At 35.0% G+C, this 18,490-nt stretch carries 14 protein-coding genes; 13 read left to right on the top strand and 1 reads right to left on the bottom strand.

Annotated features, from left to right (window positions below):
- The first annotated feature begins 28 nt into the window (after window positions 1-28).
- The 4 genes from sdaAB to ACW2QF_RS01715 are packed head-to-tail and all read left to right on the top strand — an operon-like array spanning window position 29 to window position 5,138.
- Window positions 29-697, top strand: a complete 669-nt coding sequence (sdaAB, locus tag ACW2QF_RS01700; protein WP_455714261.1) for an L-serine ammonia-lyase, iron-sulfur-dependent subunit beta — start codon at window positions 29-31, stop codon at window positions 695-697.
- An 18-nt stretch (window positions 698-715) separates the two neighbouring features.
- Window positions 716-1,588 carry an L-serine ammonia-lyase, iron-sulfur-dependent, subunit alpha gene (sdaAA, locus tag ACW2QF_RS01705; RefSeq protein WP_455714262.1) on the top strand — a complete coding sequence of 291 codons (873 nt, stop codon included), beginning with the start codon at window positions 716-718 and terminating at the stop codon, window positions 1,586-1,588.
- Window positions 1,589-1,636: 48 nt separating this feature from the next.
- Window positions 1,637-4,165 (top strand): homocysteine S-methyltransferase family protein, encoded by a 2,529-nt coding sequence (locus ACW2QF_RS01710; RefSeq protein WP_455714263.1) that lies wholly within the window; start codon window positions 1,637-1,639, stop codon window positions 4,163-4,165.
- A 55-nt stretch (window positions 4,166-4,220) separates the two neighbouring features.
- Window positions 4,221-5,138, top strand: a complete 918-nt coding sequence (locus ACW2QF_RS01715) for a LysR family transcriptional regulator (protein WP_455714264.1) — start codon at window positions 4,221-4,223, stop codon at window positions 5,136-5,138.
- A 297-nt stretch (window positions 5,139-5,435) separates the two neighbouring features.
- Here ACW2QF_RS01715 and ACW2QF_RS01720 read toward each other — a convergent pair whose 3' ends face one another.
- The gene (locus ACW2QF_RS01720; RefSeq protein ID WP_455714265.1) at window positions 5,436-7,190 is read right to left on the bottom strand and encodes a M3 family oligoendopeptidase; all 1,755 of its coding nucleotides are present in this window, start codon (window positions 7,188-7,190) and stop codon (window positions 5,436-5,438) included.
- A 287-nt stretch (window positions 7,191-7,477) separates the two neighbouring features.
- Here ACW2QF_RS01720 and ACW2QF_RS01725 point away from each other — a divergent pair, with 287 nt between their 5' ends.
- From ACW2QF_RS01725 to ACW2QF_RS01765, 9 genes are all read left to right on the top strand, one after another.
- Window positions 7,478-8,473, top strand: a complete 996-nt coding sequence (locus tag ACW2QF_RS01725) for a glycosyltransferase (protein WP_455714266.1) — start codon at window positions 7,478-7,480, stop codon at window positions 8,471-8,473.
- Window positions 8,474-8,487: 14 nt separating this feature from the next.
- Window positions 8,488-9,417 (top strand): glycosyltransferase family 2 protein, encoded by a 930-nt coding sequence (locus ACW2QF_RS01730; protein ID WP_455714267.1) that lies wholly within the window; start codon window positions 8,488-8,490, stop codon window positions 9,415-9,417.
- Between the two features lie 39 nt (window positions 9,418-9,456).
- The gene (locus ACW2QF_RS01735) at window positions 9,457-10,422 is read left to right on the top strand and encodes an LCP family protein (protein WP_455714268.1); all 966 of its coding nucleotides are present in this window, start codon (window positions 9,457-9,459) and stop codon (window positions 10,420-10,422) included.
- A 445-nt stretch (window positions 10,423-10,867) separates the two neighbouring features.
- Window positions 10,868-12,631 (top strand): single-stranded-DNA-specific exonuclease RecJ, encoded by a 1,764-nt coding sequence (gene recJ / locus ACW2QF_RS01740; protein ID WP_455714269.1) that lies wholly within the window; start codon window positions 10,868-10,870, stop codon window positions 12,629-12,631.
- A 105-nt stretch (window positions 12,632-12,736) separates the two neighbouring features.
- Complete coding sequence (locus ACW2QF_RS01745; protein ID WP_455714270.1) at window positions 12,737-13,261, top strand: adenine phosphoribosyltransferase; 525 nt, start codon at window positions 12,737-12,739, stop codon at window positions 13,259-13,261.
- 199 nt (window positions 13,262-13,460) lie between these two features.
- Window positions 13,461-15,761, top strand: coding sequence for a RelA/SpoT family protein (locus tag ACW2QF_RS01750; protein ID WP_455714271.1), 2,301 nt, complete (start codon window positions 13,461-13,463; stop codon window positions 15,759-15,761).
- A 24-nt stretch (window positions 15,762-15,785) separates the two neighbouring features.
- The gene (locus ACW2QF_RS01755; protein ID WP_455714272.1) at window positions 15,786-16,436 is read left to right on the top strand and encodes an MBL fold metallo-hydrolase; all 651 of its coding nucleotides are present in this window, start codon (window positions 15,786-15,788) and stop codon (window positions 16,434-16,436) included.
- Window positions 16,437-16,469: 33 nt separating this feature from the next.
- Window positions 16,470-17,924 (top strand): coproporphyrinogen dehydrogenase HemZ, encoded by a 1,455-nt coding sequence (hemZ, locus tag ACW2QF_RS01760; protein WP_455714273.1) that lies wholly within the window; start codon window positions 16,470-16,472, stop codon window positions 17,922-17,924.
- Window positions 17,925-17,960: 36 nt separating this feature from the next.
- The coding region (locus ACW2QF_RS01765) for an HD-GYP domain-containing protein (protein WP_455714274.1) at window positions 17,961-18,490 on the top strand (530 nt) is incomplete at its 3' end.

Here is an 18,490-nt window from a genome sequence, read left to right on the forward strand (position 1 = left end):
GAAACTTAGAAAGACAAGGTAAGATAGAATGGATGTAAGTATTTTTGAAGTTGTGGGACCAATTATGATTGGACCATCTAGTTCCCACACAGCAGGTGCTGCGAAGTTAGCACGTATTGCAAGAAATCTTGTGAATCAACCATTTAAGAAGGTAACATTCGGTTTACATGGTTCATTTGCAATGACTTATAAAGGGCACGGTACAGATCGTGCGTTAGTTGCAGGAGTTCTTGGACTATATGAAGATGATGAAGCTTTGGCAGACTCATTTAATTTAGCGAAACAGCAAGGATTAGAATACGAATTTTATCCGATTAATTTAGAGAATGTACATGAGAATACAGTGAAGATTACATTTATATTAGAAGATGGATCTGAGTATTATGTAATTGGTTCTTCTATTGGTGGCGGTCAGATTTTAATCACGAATATTAATGGTTTTAAAACAGAGTTTACTGCGCAATATAGTACAATCATGATTGATCATTATGATAAAAAGGGTATTATTAGTGAGGTATCAGCTATTTTGGCAAATAACCACATTAATATAGCTACTATGCGTCTTAGTCGTAATGCAAGAGGAGAAGAAGCTTTCTGTGTTATCGAAACAGACGATGTGATTGCGCATCATGTAAAAGAATCGATAGAAGAATTAGAAAATATTATTCAAGTACAAGTTATTAATGTTACTGATTAGTAGCAGATTGGAGTAAGAATGTATCATAATTTACAAGAACTTCTGGACATAGCAATGGAGCGTAAAACTCCACTATGGAAGATTATATTAGAAAATGAAATGAAATTATCACAGATGACAGAGGAAGAAGTATTTGCAAACTTAAGTCGCAGACTCAAAGTAATGGAAGCTTCTGCTCATAAAGCAATGAATCAAAATCTGCATGTGGAAGGTAGTCTTATTAATGGCTTAGCATATTCTCAAAATCAGTATGCAAAGCAAGGAAACACATTAAGCGGCGAGTTAATCAATCATGTAATGGCATTAGCCCTATCTTCTAGTGAAGTTAATGTGGCTATGGGTAAGATTTGTGCGGCGCCAACAGCAGGATCTTGTGGAATCCTACCAGCTGTTTTAATAGGTGTAAAGGAAGTTAAAAATCTATCTGAGAGAGAGGTTTTACAAGGTCTATTAACAGCTTCGGGCGTAGGGGCAATTGTTGTGAAGAATGCTACCGTATCTGGAGCAGAAGGTGGATGTCAGGCAGAATGCGGTGTTGCGGCAGCTATGGCAGCGGCAGCAGCAGTAGAGATGTCTGGTGGTGATGCACAGATGGCTATCGACGCATTTTCATTAGTAATCATCAACGTTATGGGGCTTGTATGTGACCCGATAGCAGGCCTAGTGCAAGTTCCATGTGCACAGCGTAACGCATCACAAGCGGTAAATGCTATCATATGTGCGGATATGGCTTTAGCAGGTATGAAATGTATCGTACCAGCGGATGAAGTCGTAGAAGCGATGTATAGAGTAGGAAAGCAGCTTCCTTCTGAGCTAAAAGAAACTGCATTAGGTGGTCTTGCGGCTTCAAAAACAGCAAAGAGGATACAAGAAGATATATTTGGTAGGTAGTATTATTATTCAGGTCAACCAGCAACTAGATATTAGGGAGGATATATTATGAACAATACGGATTTTCTTAAGCTATGTAATTCAAAAATTGTATTACTTGATGGGGCAACAGGTAGTAATCTTCAAAAGGCAGGTATGCAGGTGGGGGTATCTCCAGAAGATTGGATTCTTAAAAATCCAGATGCTTTAGTTAACTTACAGAAGGAATATGTATTAGCTGGTACGGATATCCTCTATAGTCCAACATTCACAGCTAACCGTATCAAACTGGAAGAATACGGATTAGCAGATAAGATTGAAAGTATGAACGCTGAGCTTGTTGGTTTATCAAAAAAGGCAATTCAATTAGCTAAGGAAGAAAATCCGGAACTAAAAGATAAGAATATTTATGTTGCTGGGGATCTTACCATGACTGGTGAGCAATTATATCCAGTTGGTAAGCTTATGTTTGAAGAACTTGTCGATATTTATAAGGAACAAATTAACTGTTTGATCGCAGGAGGGGTAGATTTATTAGTTGTAGAAACAATGATGAGTCTTCAAGAGTGTAGGGCAGCATTAATTGCAGCAAAAGAAATCTGTGACCTTCCTGTTATGGTAACTATGACGTTCAATGAAGACGGACGAACGATGTATGGAACAGATGCAAAGACAGCGGTGACTGTATTACAGAGTCTAGGTGCAGCAGCAGTAGGTGTAAACTGTTCTACAGGTCCAGACCAGATGAGAGATGTGGTTATGACCATGAGAAGATATACAAGTGTTCCGATCATTGCAAAGCCAAATGCAGGTTTGCCAATTCTTATAGATGGGGAAACCGTATTCAATCTTGGACCACAGGAATTCGCTTTACAAGTCAAAGGACTTGTTATGGACGGTGCAACAATTGTCGGTGGTTGTTGTGGTACTACACCAGAATATATTATCAAGTTAGCAGAGCAGGTGAAGGATATAACACCGAATCTGTCCTACAACCCTAAAATTCGCTCTATAACAACAGAGCGAAAAACCGTAGAGATTGATTTGAATGGGAATTTCTTAATTGTTGGAGAACGTATTAATCCAACAGGTAAGAAGGAGCTTCAAGCTGAATTAAGAGAAGGTAAACTTGATTTAGTAACATCAATGGCAGAGGAGCAAGAAGAGAATGGTGCTTCCATATTAGATGTAAACATGGGTATGAATGGAATCGATGAGAAAGAGACAATGCTATCGGTGGTTTATGAACTGACTCAGGCTGTTAATCTACCATTATGTATTGATTCAAGTCATGTTAGTGTGATTGAAGCAGCCCTTCGAATCTATCCAGGACGTGCTTTGATTAATTCTATTTCTTTGGAGAAAGAAAAGTTTGAGAAGTTAATTCCAATTGCTAAGAAATACGGGGCAATGTTTATCTTACTTCCTTTGTCAGATAAAGGGTTACCAAAGGACATTGATGAGAAGAAACAAATTATTGACACCATAACAAAAGAAGCATACTCACAGGGATTAACCAAAGAAGATATTATTGTAGATGGTCTTGTTAATACAATTGGAGCGAATAAACTAGCAGCTATTGAGACACTAGAAACTATAAGGTATTGTAAGGAAGAATTAGAATTAGCTACAATCGTTGGTTTATCGAACATATCATTTGGTCTTCCTGAAAGACAATTCGTAAACAGTACCTTCTTAGCAGTAGCAATACACGAAGGTCTTACAATGGCAATTGCAAACCCTTCTCAAGATTTGCTTGTAAATACTGCATTTGCTACAGATCTGTTATGTAATAAAGAAGAGGCCGACTTACGTTATATCAATCGTGTAACAAGTAGACCAATGACAATTACGAGTACAGTTGCTAATGCAACGAATATTAGAAAGTCTACTGGTAATGGAACATCAGCTTCAGGTTCTTCTACAAGTGAAACTAGAAATAAAGATGAGAATAATAATGGACAATCCACCAATGAATCCATTATCTACACAGATGTAATCAAAGGAAATCGTAAGAGTATACTAGATCATGTTAAGGAAACTCTTGCAGCAGGAGAACAACCTGCCTCCATCGTGGATACTATGCTGATACCAGCAATCAACCAAGTAGGGGATTTATTTGACAAACAGATATATTTCTTGCCACAATTAATTGGTAGTGCAGAAACTATGAAAATGGCTATTGATTATCTAGAGCCAATGTTACAAATTGATCAAACGGATAAGAAACTTGGAACTATCGTTATAGCAACTGTTCAAGGAGATATTCATGATATCGGTAAGAACCTTGTGGCTTTAATGCTGAAAAACTATGGTTTTGATGTAATCGATCTTGGAAAAGATGTATCATGTAGTAAGATAATCGAAACTGCCAAAGAAAAGGATGCTGATATTATAGCACTGTCAGCTCTTATGACAACAACTATGTTAGAGATGAAGAACGTAGTAAAAGCCAACAAGGAAGCTGGATTAAGAGCCAAAGTAATCATTGGAGGTGCCGTAATCACACAAAGCTATGCTGATGAAATCGAAGCAGATGGATATTCTACCGATGCACAGGATGCGGTTAGATTAGTGAAGAGATTATTGGCTGTGTAAAGGATGTAGGTATAAAGCAACTGTGTTGTTACATGCCATGAAGGGGGAAGGACCGATGACTTTACAGCAATTACGATATGCAGTAGCAGTAGCAGAACATTGTTCAATGAGTGAAGCTGCTAAGGTGCTATTTATATCTCAACCTTCCCTCTCTAATGCGATTAAAGAATTAGAGAGGGAAGTAGGAATTAATATATTTACCCGAACAAACAAGGGTATTACGGTATCTTCAGAAGGAGCGGAATTCTTAGGCTATGCAAGGCAAGTTATGGAACAAGCTTCGTTATTAGAAGAGAAATATATGGGGGTAACGCCTAGAAAGGTAAAGTTTAGTGTATCTACACAACATTATTCTTTTGCGGTTAATGCCTTTGTTGATTTGATTAAGGAATATGGACTTGATAAGTATGATTTTCAGTTAAGGGAAACGCGAACCTACGAGATAATTGAAGATGTTAATAATATGAGTAGTGAAATAGGAATTCTGTATTTAAATGATTTTAATTATAAGGTTATTCATAAATTATTGAAGGAAAAGGAATTAGAATTCAATGAACTATTCAAAGTAAACCCCCATGTTTTTATCAGTAAGGGGAATCCACTTTCTAAAAAGGATAAAGTAACGTTAGAAGATTTGGTAGAATGTCCATATCTATCTTTTGAGCAGGGAAATTATAATTCCTTCTATTTCTCAGAAGAGATATTAAGCGCGTTAAGCCATAAGAAATCCATAAAGGTAAGTGATCGCGCAACACTTTTCAATCTCCTTATTGGTCTAAATGGATATACAATAAGCACTGGTATAATTAGTGAAGAATTAAACGGTGAGAATATTGTTGCGGTGCCATTAGATGTGAAGGATGAGGAGATGCGGGTTGGCTATATTGTACATAAAGAGGTAACGTTAAGTAGACTTGGTCAAATTTATATTGATAAATTAAGAGATGCGGTCGGGGAGTCTACTCCAAATTAAACAGAGTTTTAATTAAAGTAATGGATATAGCTTGTTATAGAGAAGAACTATAACAAGCTATATTTTTTTGGAACACCCAGGCTGTTGCTCAAAATATTATCAACAGTTTTTTCGCCCCATTAAGCAACGTAATGCAACATCAAAAAAACAACCTTTACCGAGCTGTTTGGTCAGCTGCGGATACGAAGTGTCCGCAAACTGACAAACTGCGAATAAAGGTTGTTTTTGTTGCTGGTGTGTGAGTTGCTTAATGGGGCGAAAAAACGATCCACAACCCCACAGCAACAGCCGTCCGATTTATTTCGTCAGCTCAAGAAACTCATCAATTTCATCGGAATAGCTTTGTAAGCTTTGTCTCCAGAAATCTGGTTTTGTTAAGTCAATGTCAGCCATCTTAGCTACATCTTCAACACTGCTTACAGTTGTAGCTTTTAGTAATGCACGGTATTTAGGTACGAAATCTTTGCCTTCTTTTTGATACATAGAATATAAACCACGGGAAAAGAGTCCGCCGAATGCATATGGGAAGTTGTAGAAGCTTAGAGATTCTGAATAATAATGACCCTTGTTAATCCACATATAAGGATGTAGAGTAGCTTCTTCTAAGGAATCTCCAAATGCTTGTTTTTGTGCATCTAACATAATCTTTTCTAAATCGGCGCTAAATAAGAATTCATCTTTACGTCTTTCAAATACAGCACTTTCGAATAAGAAACGTGAGTAGATATCACAGATAATCTGAGTTACATCCTGTAATTGGTTTTCAATAAGAACTAATCTGTCCTTACCTGTTGCTTCATGAATGGCAGCATCCATAATAACATTCTCATTAAATGTAGATGCAGTTTCTGCAACTGGCATAGAGTAATCTAAGTTAAGTGGACGATGCTCTTGAATCTGTAAGCCATGGTATGCATGACCAAGTTCGTGAGCTAATGTTACCACGTCACCAAAAGCACCGTCAAAGTTTGATAATACACGGCTTTGTTTGATGAATGGAAGGTTAGCACAGAAAGCACCACCAACTTTACCTTTACGTGGGAAGAAATCAATCCAACTGTTATCGAAGGCTTCTTCAACCATATCAGCAAGATCATCAGCAAAGTTTCTAAAATGTTTTAGAAGATATTCTTTTGCTGATTCTGGTGTATATTCCACATGATTTTCACCAAGTGGAGCGAATAATTCATACCAAGGAAGACCATTTTCATAACCAAGAATAGTAGCTTTTCTCTTCAGATATTCATGGAATTTAGGCATGTACTCTTTCATAGCAGTTAGCATGGCATCAAGTGTTTCCTGAGACATAGAAGCTTGTCTTAATGTCATTGCAAGAGGAGACTCATATCCACGAAGCTCTGCTATTGTATTTACCTGTGATTTGATGTTATTTAATGAGAAGCTAACCGCATCTTTAATCTTATCATAGCAAGCAATTTCTGCTTCATAAGCAGACTTACGTACATCTTTATCCTTGCTATACGCAAGATTACGAATGGATGAAAGTGTTGTTTTTTCACCGTTATAGTCTACTTCAACTGTAGATGTTAGGTATTGTTGTAAGGAACTCCAAGCTGCTCCTGCAGATAAATTAAGTTTCGAAATTACTTCTTCTACATCATCACTAAGTGTATGAGATGCACGGTCTTTTAACTCTTTAAAATAGAATGTATAATCTTTTAATGATTCATCAGAAGCAACAATATTTTCAAGATTAGCTATGTTAGCAATGTATTTATCTATTTTAGCAGAGTCTTTTGAAGTTTTACTAATCTTTAATTGAATACGATTCAAATAAGAAGTAGTTTCGCCATTTGTTGTATCCGTACTTTCTCTAAGTTCTGTATAGGAATACAATTTAGTAATTAGTAATGAGAACTCCTCCATCAATTCAATATAAGAAGTAACCGTATCTTTATCGGATCCTTTGCCAAGATTTTCAGCAAATGTATGAATTTTGTTAATAAGTGTATCGACTTTACCTAGGTCCTGTTGATAAGCAGGATCATCATATCCTTTGTAAAGGACATCTAGTGACCATTCTGTATTCATAATTCCCTTCTTTCTCAAGTTCTGTATAACTTGTGTGTAAGTATTTAGTATTGACCAATAACAATTGCACTATGTAATAGGTATATTTAGTAGCATGTTCTTACATGTTATAGGGCGATTATAGCAATGAAAACTTTAATAGTCAATGGACTTTCTTATATAGCAGGTATAAGTAATAGGGGAAGACATTTCTATGAAAACAAAAATAATTCATATTGTCAGTAAATTAGTTGTGTGATAAGATTATTGACAAAAGGTCAAGTTATAATCACAGAAAGGGAATATACATGGACAAGTCAAAATTGTCAGTTGATATAATAATTCCAACGTACCATCCAGATGACCAATTTTATAAATTGTTAGGAAGGTTATTAAATCAAACAGTGAAAACCTTTGATAAGATGGATGAATCGGATGAAGAATATTTAAATAAAATATTTATATTTAATACTGAAGAAAAGTTTTTTGATAATGAGAAGTTTCAAAAGGTGTGCCAAGGTAGTAATCAAGTAGAGGTTAGACATATTACAAAACAAGAGTTTGACCATGGAGGAACAAGAAATTTTGGAGCTAGCTTATCTACAGCAGATATTATTATGTTTATGACTCAAGATGCCATGCCGGAAGATGATACCTTGATTGAGAATCTCATTAAGCCACTTAAGGAAGAGAAAGTAGCAGTAACTTATGCAAGACAACTTCCTAATGAGCAAGCTGGAGAGATTGAGAGATATACTAGAGAATTTAATTATCCAGGTACAAGCATTTATAAGAGTAAGAAGGATATAGAGAAGTTAGGTATTAAGACATATTTCTGCTCTAATGTGTGTTGTGCATATAAGCGTGAGATTTATATGAAGTTAGGTGGATTCGTTACGCAAACTATATTTAATGAGGATATGATTTTTGCCTCTAAAGTAATTCAAAATGGATACACGGTAGCCTATGCTTCCGATGCGAGGGTGATCCATTCTCATAAATATACGTATCGTCAGCAATTTACTCGTAATTTTGATTTAGGAGTTTCTCAAAGACAGTATAGAGAAATATTTGAGAATATAAAATCAGAATCAGAAGGAATTGCTCTTGTTAAAAAGACTGCAAAACATCTGATAAAGAAGGGAAAGTTCTATTTAATTCCTGATTTAATAATGCAGAGTGGTTTTAAGTTCCTGGGCTATAAAGCAGGTTTACGATATGAAAAACTATCGAATAAAACAATAAGAAGATTTAGTATGAACAAGTCTTATTGGGATAAGTGTGAAAAAAAAGCAGGAAATTAGAAGGGCGGTACAATATGGTTGAGATAATAATGGCAGCATACGATGGAGAAAAGTATATAAAGCAGCAGATTGAATCAATCATGAAGAACACATATGAAGATAAGCATCTGGTAATATATGATGATACAAAGGGAGAACAGACTTCGACTGCTATGACAGATATCCTAGATTCTATGAGGGAAAAATACGGTGATAAAATTACGTATAGGAAAAACACCGAAAATAAAGGCTGTACTAGGAATTTCTTAGAAGGATTACAAGATAGTTTTGCAGAATATATTATGTTTAGTGATCAAGATGATTACTGGAATAAGGATAAAATTGAACTAACCTTAGGGAAGATGAAAGAGCTTGAGAATATATATGGTAAGGATACACCTTTGGTAGTATTTACGGATGCAACAGTAGTAGACTCGTCACTTAACTTAATTCATCTTTCTTTCCATCAATCGAATCATCTGAGAACGAATAAACTAGATTTAGCTCATCTTCTTATGGAGAATAAGCTGATTGGCTGTACTATGATGATGAATCAAGCGTTAAAGGATAAAATCATTGCGATTCCCAAGAATGCAAGAGTTCATGATTGGTGGATTGCACTAGTTGCGTCTGCTTTTGGTAAAATTGGATATCTAGAAAATGCTACAATTTTATATCGCCAACATGAGGATAATGTAATCGGACATCAGGAATATGGCTCGTATATTAAGAGACGTTTGGCAAATCTTAAATCTCAAAGAGAAGTGATTTATGACAACATGAGACAGGCGGAAGAATTCTTAGAAATGTATCACACGTATCTAACAAAACAACAAAATATGCTGATTAGACGTTTTGCTACACTAAAAGATAGAAATTGGTTTTATCGTAGATATGCAATATTACGATATGGCTATAAAAAATCAGGTTTACCGAGGAATATAGGCTTATTTCTTGTAATTTAATGGATAATAATAAAATAACATGTAACAGGGGGAAATTACATGACTAGAAAGCAAAGAAAAAGATTTGTTCGTAAATTTACTTTCATATTCTTGCTGCTCTTGTCTGCAACAACAGGATTTCTACTAGCAGAGGCTAAGATAAAGGTATATGGAGTATTAGACGGATTAAATAGAGAAAGTGGAGAATCCTTATCTGAGGTTGATTTAGAGGATGTTGATTTAGTAGAGGATGACAGAATTATTAATATTCTGTTAGTGGGAAGTGATAAGAGAGCAACTTGGACTGAAACAGGTCGTTCTGATTCTGCAATGATTGCCACTTTGGATTTAAAACATAAGAGGTTGAAATTAACCTCATTAATGAGAGATATGTACGTAACAATACCGGGATACGGAGAAAATCGTTTTAATGCTGCGTATTCTTTTGGTGGAGTAAGTTTAATGTATGAGACGATAGCTAGTAATTTTGGTATACGATTAGACGGATATGCTATAGTTGATTTTTCTGCATTTAAGAAAGTAATCGATACAATAGGTGGGGTCAAAATTACATTAACTGATGATGAATATGAGTATTTGACAACAGCCTATAAGAAGGGCTCTGTACTAGATTTAAAACCAGGAACTAATATTATGAACGGTACACAAGCACTGGCATATTCAAGAATACGTCAGGATGACCAAGGGGATTTTGGTAGAACGGAAAGACAAAGAAAAGTGTTACAAGCAATATTTACAGAGGCTAAAGCTATGTCATTATCGGAATTAATTTCGTTGGCAGAAGAATTAATGCCTTGTGTATCAACGGATTTATCTAATGATCAGATTATGTCTTACATGGAATCTGTTCTAATGCTTGGTACAACGGAAATTGACCAGATGAGAATTCCAGTTGATAATTCTTACGAACAACAAAGAATTAATAAAAAGGCTGTTTTGGTTCCGGATATGGAAACTAATGTGAACGCACTACAGGATTTCATCTATAATTATGATGGGAATTAGGTAGGGAGGCAAAACTCTTGTTAGGTTTGATAGCTTCTTAGCTAACACACTATGACACAAAACACGCTACGCATCTAAGTACTTCGCTATCGTTTCTTAGTCATAGTGTGTTAGCTAAGAAGCAGTTCAAGGTATTGAGAGTTTTGCTGGTTATCTAATTGTCGAAGTTGTAATTATAGAGTGGTGTAGTAAGATAGAAAAACAAAAAAAGAAAACATGGAACCACGAAAACAAAATTAATATATAAGACAAAAACAATAGGATTAATGAGATATGTAGAATATCAGACAAACAACAAGTTGATGAAATAAGAGATAAATACAATCTCAAACAAAACAATATATTAAAGAAATAAGATAAATATAAAAAAAGAAAAACAAAAAAAAAAGAACAAAAAAAGACATAAACTAGAATTAAGGCAAATTATTCATAATGGGGAATTAAATTGAAAGAAAAATGGTTTTTAAAAAATAAAAAGGAAGACTTTATTAGGATTGCGAACGAGCATCACATTAGTGAAGTGTTAGCAAGATTATTAGTGAATAGAGGCCTTGTTGATAGCGAGGATATTAATGTATATTTACATTCTAGTACTGATACCATGCATAATCCGCATCTACTAAAAGATGTTGATTATGCATGTGACATTTTGGTAGAGAAGATTAGTAAGGATACTCGTATTCGTATTGTGGGCGATTACGATGTTGATGGTGTTGTTTCTACTTTCTTGTTATATACAGCCCTTACGCGTGTTGGTGCCAACGTTGATTATGAGATACCAGAGCGTATGAAAGATGGGTATGGGATTAATATTAATATTATTAAAGCGGCTAAGGAAGATGGTATAGATACCATTATTACTTGCGATAATGGTATTGCAGCCATTGAACAGGTTCGTTTTGCCAAAGAGATAGGCATGACAGTCATTGTTACGGACCACCATGATATTCCATTTGTTGAGGAAGATGAGGGAAGGACAGAAGTTTTACCACCTGCCGATGCGGTTGTCAATCCAAAACAGCATGATTGCAACTATCCGTTTCCATCTATATGCGGGGCAGTTGTAGCATTTAAGTTGATCGAAGTCTTATATGAAAGATTTAGTATAGATAGAGAAGAGTCAAAGAAACTACTAGCTTATGCTGCCATTGCGACGGTATGTGATGTTATGGATTTGGTGAATGAGAATCGTGTTATCGTTAAATATGGTTTGAATTTATTAAGAAATACTGATAACAAAGGATTAGAAGCTTTGATGGAGCTTCATCAGATCAATACATTTAAGTTATCCGCTTACCATCTTGGATTTATTATTGGTCCTTGTTTGAATGCTTCTGGTCGTCTTGAAACCGCTAAGATTGGCTTATCTTTATTATTAGAGCAAGACGGGGATAAGGCAAGAAAGGTTGCTACTCAGCTAAAAGAACTGAATGATAAGCGTAAGGATATGACAGCCAGAGGGCTTGAACAAGCGATTGAGATAATTGAGACAACTGATTTAATTAATCACAAGGTATTAGTAGTGTATTTACCAGATTGTCATGAAAGTTTGGCGGGTATTATTGCGGGAAGAATTCGTGAGAGATATCATAAGCCGGCCATTGTATTAACAAAGGCGCATGAAGGTGTGAAAGGTTCGGCACGTTCTATAGAACAATACAATATGTTTGAAGAGCTAACGAAATGTAAAGAATATTTAGATAAATTTGGTGGCCATCCAATGGCAGCGGGATTATCCTTAAAAGAAGAGAATGTGGAACCATTACGTGAAGCATTAAACGAAAGAACAGTACTTACAGAGGAGGATTTTATTAATAAGATTTCTATTGATGTATTGATGCCTCTTGGTTATGTAAGAGAAGAACTTGTGGAAGAATTAGAATTACTTGAGCCATTTGGAAAAGGCAATGAAAAACCCGTATTTGCAGAGAAGAATCTATCCATAATGAAAGCAGATATCTTAGGGAAGAATCGTAATACATTGAAACTAAAAGTAGAGAACCAATACGGTAAGAAAATGGATGCGTTGTATTTTAATCAAGTTGATGAATTTAATGAATATCTTGTTGGCAAATATGGTAATAATGAAGTAGATAAGATATATAAGGGTATTCCGAATGAAATCAGGATATCTGTGGTGTATTATCCGAATATTAATGAATACAATGGTATGAAAACTCCACAAATTATCATACAAGGAATTCAATAAACAGATAGATGATAGGAAATGTTTTGGGCTTGTCAACAAGAATTGACAGTGCTATAATAATATATTGTTGAAAAGAACGTGTTTGTGATAAATGGAGGAACATTAATGAAAAAATTAGAAGATTACGTAGTAAGTATTAACGACTTCCCTGAGGAAGGAATTATCTTTAGAGATGTAACAAGTGTATTACAAGATCGTGATGGACTTAAATTAGCAATCGATTCTATTATGGAAGAATTAAAAGATATAGATTTTGATGTTGTAATTGGACCAGAATCGAGAGGATTTATCTTTGGTGTTCCTGTTGCGTATAATATGAACAAAGCATTTGTACCAGTTAGAAAGAAAGGTAAATTACCTAGAGAAACTGTAGAGATGGAATATGATCTTGAATATGGATCAGCTATTATTGAACTTCACAAAGATTCAATTAAACCAGGACAAAAAGTTGTTATCATTGATGATTTAATTGCTACAGGTGGTACAATTGAAGCTATCGTTAAGTTAGTAGAACAATTAGGTGGAGAAGTTGTTCGTATTGCTTTCTTAATGGAATTAGAAGGTTTAGAAGGAAGAAAGAAATTAGAAGGATATGATGTAGTATCTGTAATCAAATACGAAGGCAAATAAGATTGCCAAGTTGAAGATACCTACCAAAGAAGTGAGCTACGGCTCACTTTTTTAGTAATGCATGACATTATTCTATTATTTTATTGATTTTTTAGACTCTTTTCTTTATAATTATTTAACATAAAAGATTAGTAAAGGTGACAAATAGTATTAGTTACGTAACTATAAATAATCTGACGCAAGAATAGGTGGTGATTTCATGGATAGTAAACAACAACAAGAGGATATAAATATTGTGAGTGATGATTTCTCTGATATTACAGCTCCAGCAGATTTTACAGCACCAGAGGTATTGTATAATAAATTAATTGACACAATACGTGGTTATCACCCATCTGCGGACATTTCCATGATTGAAAAGGCCTATAACTTGGCCTATAACGCACATAAAGACCAAAAGAGAAAATCTGGAGAACCATATATAATTCATCCATTGTGTGTAGCAATCATATTAGCAGAGTTAGAACTTGATAAAGAAACAATAGTTGCGGGGATCCTTCATGATGTGGTTGAGGATACTGTATTAACAACAGAACAGATTACAGAACTATTTAGCGAAGAAGTTGCGTTATTAGTAGATGGCGTTACGAAACTGACACAGCTTAATTATTCGAAAGATAAAGTAGAGATACAAGCAGAGAATCTGCGTAAGATGTTCCTTGCTATGGCAAAGGATATTCGAGTTATTTTAATTAAGTTAGCGGACCGTTTGCATAATATGCGTACGCTACAATATATGAAGCCTGAGAAGCAAAGAGAAAAAGCACGTGAAACCATGGATATCTATGCTCCGATTGCTCAAAGACTTGGTATATCCAAGATTAAAGTAGAGTTAGATGATTTGTCCTTAAAATACTTAGAGCCAGAAGTATATCAAGGATTGATTCAAAAGATTGCTACTAAGAAGAGCGAGAGAGAATCATTCATACAGTCCATTGTAACTCAAGTTAAAAATCATATTCATACTGCGAATATAGAAGCGAAGATTGATGGTCGTGTAAAACATTTCTTCAGTATCTATAAGAAGATGGTGAATCAGAATAAGACTTTAGAACAAATCTATGATTTATTTGCAGTTCGTATAGTTGTAGAGTCTGTGAAGGATTGCTATGCAGCACTTGGTGTCATCCATGAGATGTATAAACCAATACCAGGACGCTTCAAGGATTATATAGCAATGCCAAAAGCTAATATGTATCAATCCCTGCATACGACTCTAATTGGACCTGAAGGAAAACCTTTCGAAGTACAGATTCGTACGTATGAGATGCACCGTACTGCTGAATATGGTATCGCTGCCCATTGGAAATACAAAGAAAATCAAGATGGTAAGAATACAAGAGATAATGAAGAAGCAAAATTATCATGGCTTCGTCAAATTCTTGAATGGCAAAGGGAAATGTCAGATAACAAGGAATTTCTTAGCTTATTAAAGAGTGACCTCGACTTATTCTCTGAGAGTGTATATTGCTTCACGCCAACAGGTGATGTTAAGAATTTACCAAATGGTTCTACTCCAATTGATTTTGCTTACAGTATTCATAGTGCTGTAGGTAACAAAATGGTAGGTGCAAGAGTGAATGGTAAACTTGTACCAATTGAATATAAGATACAAAATGGTGATCGTATTGAGATTATAACATCTCAAAATTCCAGAGGACCAAGCCATGACTGGTTAAGTATAGTTAAAAGTACACAAGCAAAGAATAAAATTAATCAGTGGTTCAAAGCGGAATTAAAAGAGGATAATATAAGCCGTGGTAAAGAAATGATTGTTAGTTATTGTAAGAACAAGAATATTGTTTTAAGTGATCTTCTTAAGACAGAATTCATGTCAAAAGCAATGAGAAAATACGGTTTCCGTGATTGGGATAGCGTATATGCAGCAGTTGGCCATGGTGGACTAAAAGAAGGACAGATCGTTAATAAGCTATTAGAAGAATATAAGAAGAAACAAAAGAAAGAGATTACAGATGAGAAAGTTCTTGAAACAATAGCAGAGGTAAAGGATAGTAGACAAACACCAGTTACTAAATCTAAGAATGGTATTGTTGTAGAAGGAATACATGATGTTGCAGTACGTTTTTCTAAGTGTTGTTCTCCAGTACCTGGTGATGAAATTATTGGTTTTGTTACTCGTGGTCGTGGAGTATCAATCCATAGAACTGATTGTATAAATGTTATGAATTTACCTGAAGAAGATCGAGTTAGATTAATAGATGCAGAATGGTCTGTTACAGCGGATAAAGGTTTAAATGAATTATATACTGCAGAGATTAAGATTTATGCAAACAATAGAAACGGTGTGCTTTTAGATGTATCCAAAATTTTTACAGAAAATAAAATCGATGTTACATCAATGACAGTTCGAACTAGTAAGCAAGGAACAGCTACCATTAATGTAGCTTTCGAGATTCATGGTGTTGAACAATTGAAGATTCTGGTAGGAAAGATACGTAATATTGAAAGTGTACTTGATATAGAAAGAACAACGGGTTAAGTTTAGAAAGCGGGTATAAAGCAGATGAAAGTTGGTAAAATGGAGATTTTAACGTGTGTCGTTGGTCCTGTTAGTACGAATTGTTACATTTTAATAAATCAGGGTTCAAAAGAATGTATCGTAGTTGATCCAGGTAACGATGCGCAAGTTCTTGAAGCAAAGATAGAGAAGGGTGGTCTAACACCAGTTGCCATTCTTTTAACACATGGGCATTTTGATCACATATTAGCTGTAAAAGATATTGCAAGTAAATATGCAATTCCTGTGTATGCCAATAAAGAAGAGCAAGAGCTTTTATTAGATGATAGCATGAATCTATCACTTAGTTTTAATGGAGCATCATTCTCCTTTGATGCAAGTGATTATTTACAAGATGGACAAGAGATTATGTTAGCCGGATTTCATATTGAGGCAATTGCTACACCTGGACATACAAAAGGTGGAATGTGCTTTTACTTCAAAGAAGAGAAGGTTTTAGTAACAGGTGATACATTATTCCGAGGAACAGTTGGACGTACAGATTTACCTACTAGTAATATGGGTCAGATTATTCATTCTGTATGTGAAACATTGAAGCCGGTAGTAGATGATGCAATTGTATTACCAGGTCATGGAGAATCTTCAACAATGGGGTATGAGAGAATGAGTAACCCATATCTTAATGATGATTTTTAAGATTGTGCTAGTAGGTGCAGATGGGTGTAGAATATGATGCAAATAAAATTAATTAATATAGATTTTGAATATGATATACAATCGTTAGCTAAGGCATTCTTTCCTAAAGAAGATATCACATTTGATAATCATAATGAAGCAGATAGCGTGTTAGAAGTATCGTATGACAAGAACCAGATAGGTATTTCATTCAGTGAGAATGGAATACCTATCTTATCGAAATCAGATACTGTTCTTGATGATAATCGTAAAAATAAAAAAAATGTGCTGAAGCGATTATTATATAGTGTGTTATCTGAAGTTACAAAGCAGACCTTACAGTGGGGAACTTTAACTGGGATTCGTCCAACTAAGTTAGCTATGGAAAAATTAGAGCATGGTGAATCGCTAGATCAGATCGAGAATTTTATGTATGAACAGTATCTTTGTAGCAAAGAGAAGATAGATCTATGCATGGACATCGTTACAAGAGAACACAGAATACTTAAGGAAATTGACTATAAGAATGGATACAGTATTTATATCGGGATACCATTTTGTCCAAGTACTTGTCTATACTGTTCTTTTGCCTCTTATTCAGTAGAGAGATTTTCACATCTAGTTGATGATTATATAGATGCGTTATTCAAAGAAATTGAATATGCAAAGAACGCTTGTCCGAATAAACGATTGACAACTGTATATCTAGGTGGTGGCACACCAACAACCTTAAATGAAGAACAATTAGAGAGGTTGTTAATTAAGATTCGTGAAGAGTTTGACTTCACACATGTTAAAGAATTTACTGTAGAGGCAGGAAGACCAGATAGCATTACAAGAGATAAACTCCGAATTCTAAAGGAACAAGGAGTTACAAGAATATCTATAAATCCACAGACAATGAAGCAAGAGACGCTTGATTTAATTGGAAGAAAACATACCGTTGATCAAATTAGAGAATCGTTTGCAATAGCCAGAGAAGAAGGTCATGATAATATTAATATGGATATCATTATTGGATTACCTGGCGAGTGCAAAGAAGACGTGGAAGAGACTTTACGTGAAATTGATATCCTTTCACCAGATAGTTTAACTGTTCATACCTTAGCAATAAAACGTGCTGCAAATTTGAATATATATAAAGATCAATATAAAGATATGGAAGCGGAAGATGTTTCTGGTATGCTTGATTTATGTTTTGAATATACAGGAAAATCTGGGTATCAACCATATTATCTATATAGACAGAAGAATATGGCAGAAAATCTTGAGAACATAGGATATGCGAAAGAAGGCAAAGAAGGAATCTACAATATTTTGATAATGGAAGAGAAACAAACGATATTAGCCCTCGGAGCGGGAGCAGCTTCAAAATTTGTTTTCCCTGACGGATATCGAATTGAACGTGCTGAAAATGTTAAGAGTGTGACTGATTATATAGCAAGAATAGATGAAATGATTGCAAGAAAAGAGAAAATTCTTTCTGAGAATGCAGAGTATCTACGCTAATTGTTTTTAGTACGATTTGAGAAAGAGGTGCAAGGAATGGTTGATTTTCTAACGAAAGAAAGTCTTCAGTGTAATGAGGAAATGGCCTACATAGCTAATGAAGATTTTGTTGAGGGAATTAGGCATGGTATTATAGTAAGTAATTTGGCAAAACTTTTATCTAAGAAGTTGAATATGGATGATGACTATTGCTATGAAATGGCTAAAGCTGGTTTATTACATGATATCGGAAAGTTACGTCTTAGTAAGTACCTTTATGGACGTAAAAAGAATGTTTTACAAGTTGAAGAAATGAAATATGTGAGGATGCATTCCCAGTTTAGTTATGATATACTTAGTAGATATGATTTTTCCCCTATGATGTTAGAAGCGATTTACCATCATCATGAGAATTTTGATGGATCAGGATATCCAGATAATCAAAAAGGCTATGATATTCCAAAGGGAGCTAGAATTCTTCGTACTTGTGATGTGTTTGCTGCATTAGTCTCAGATCGTCCTTACCGAGAAGCGTTTGAACTGGAAACTGCAGTTGAGCTAATGATTGATGAAGTTATGAATTTTGA

This window comes from Anaerosporobacter sp. (assembly GCF_965301125.1).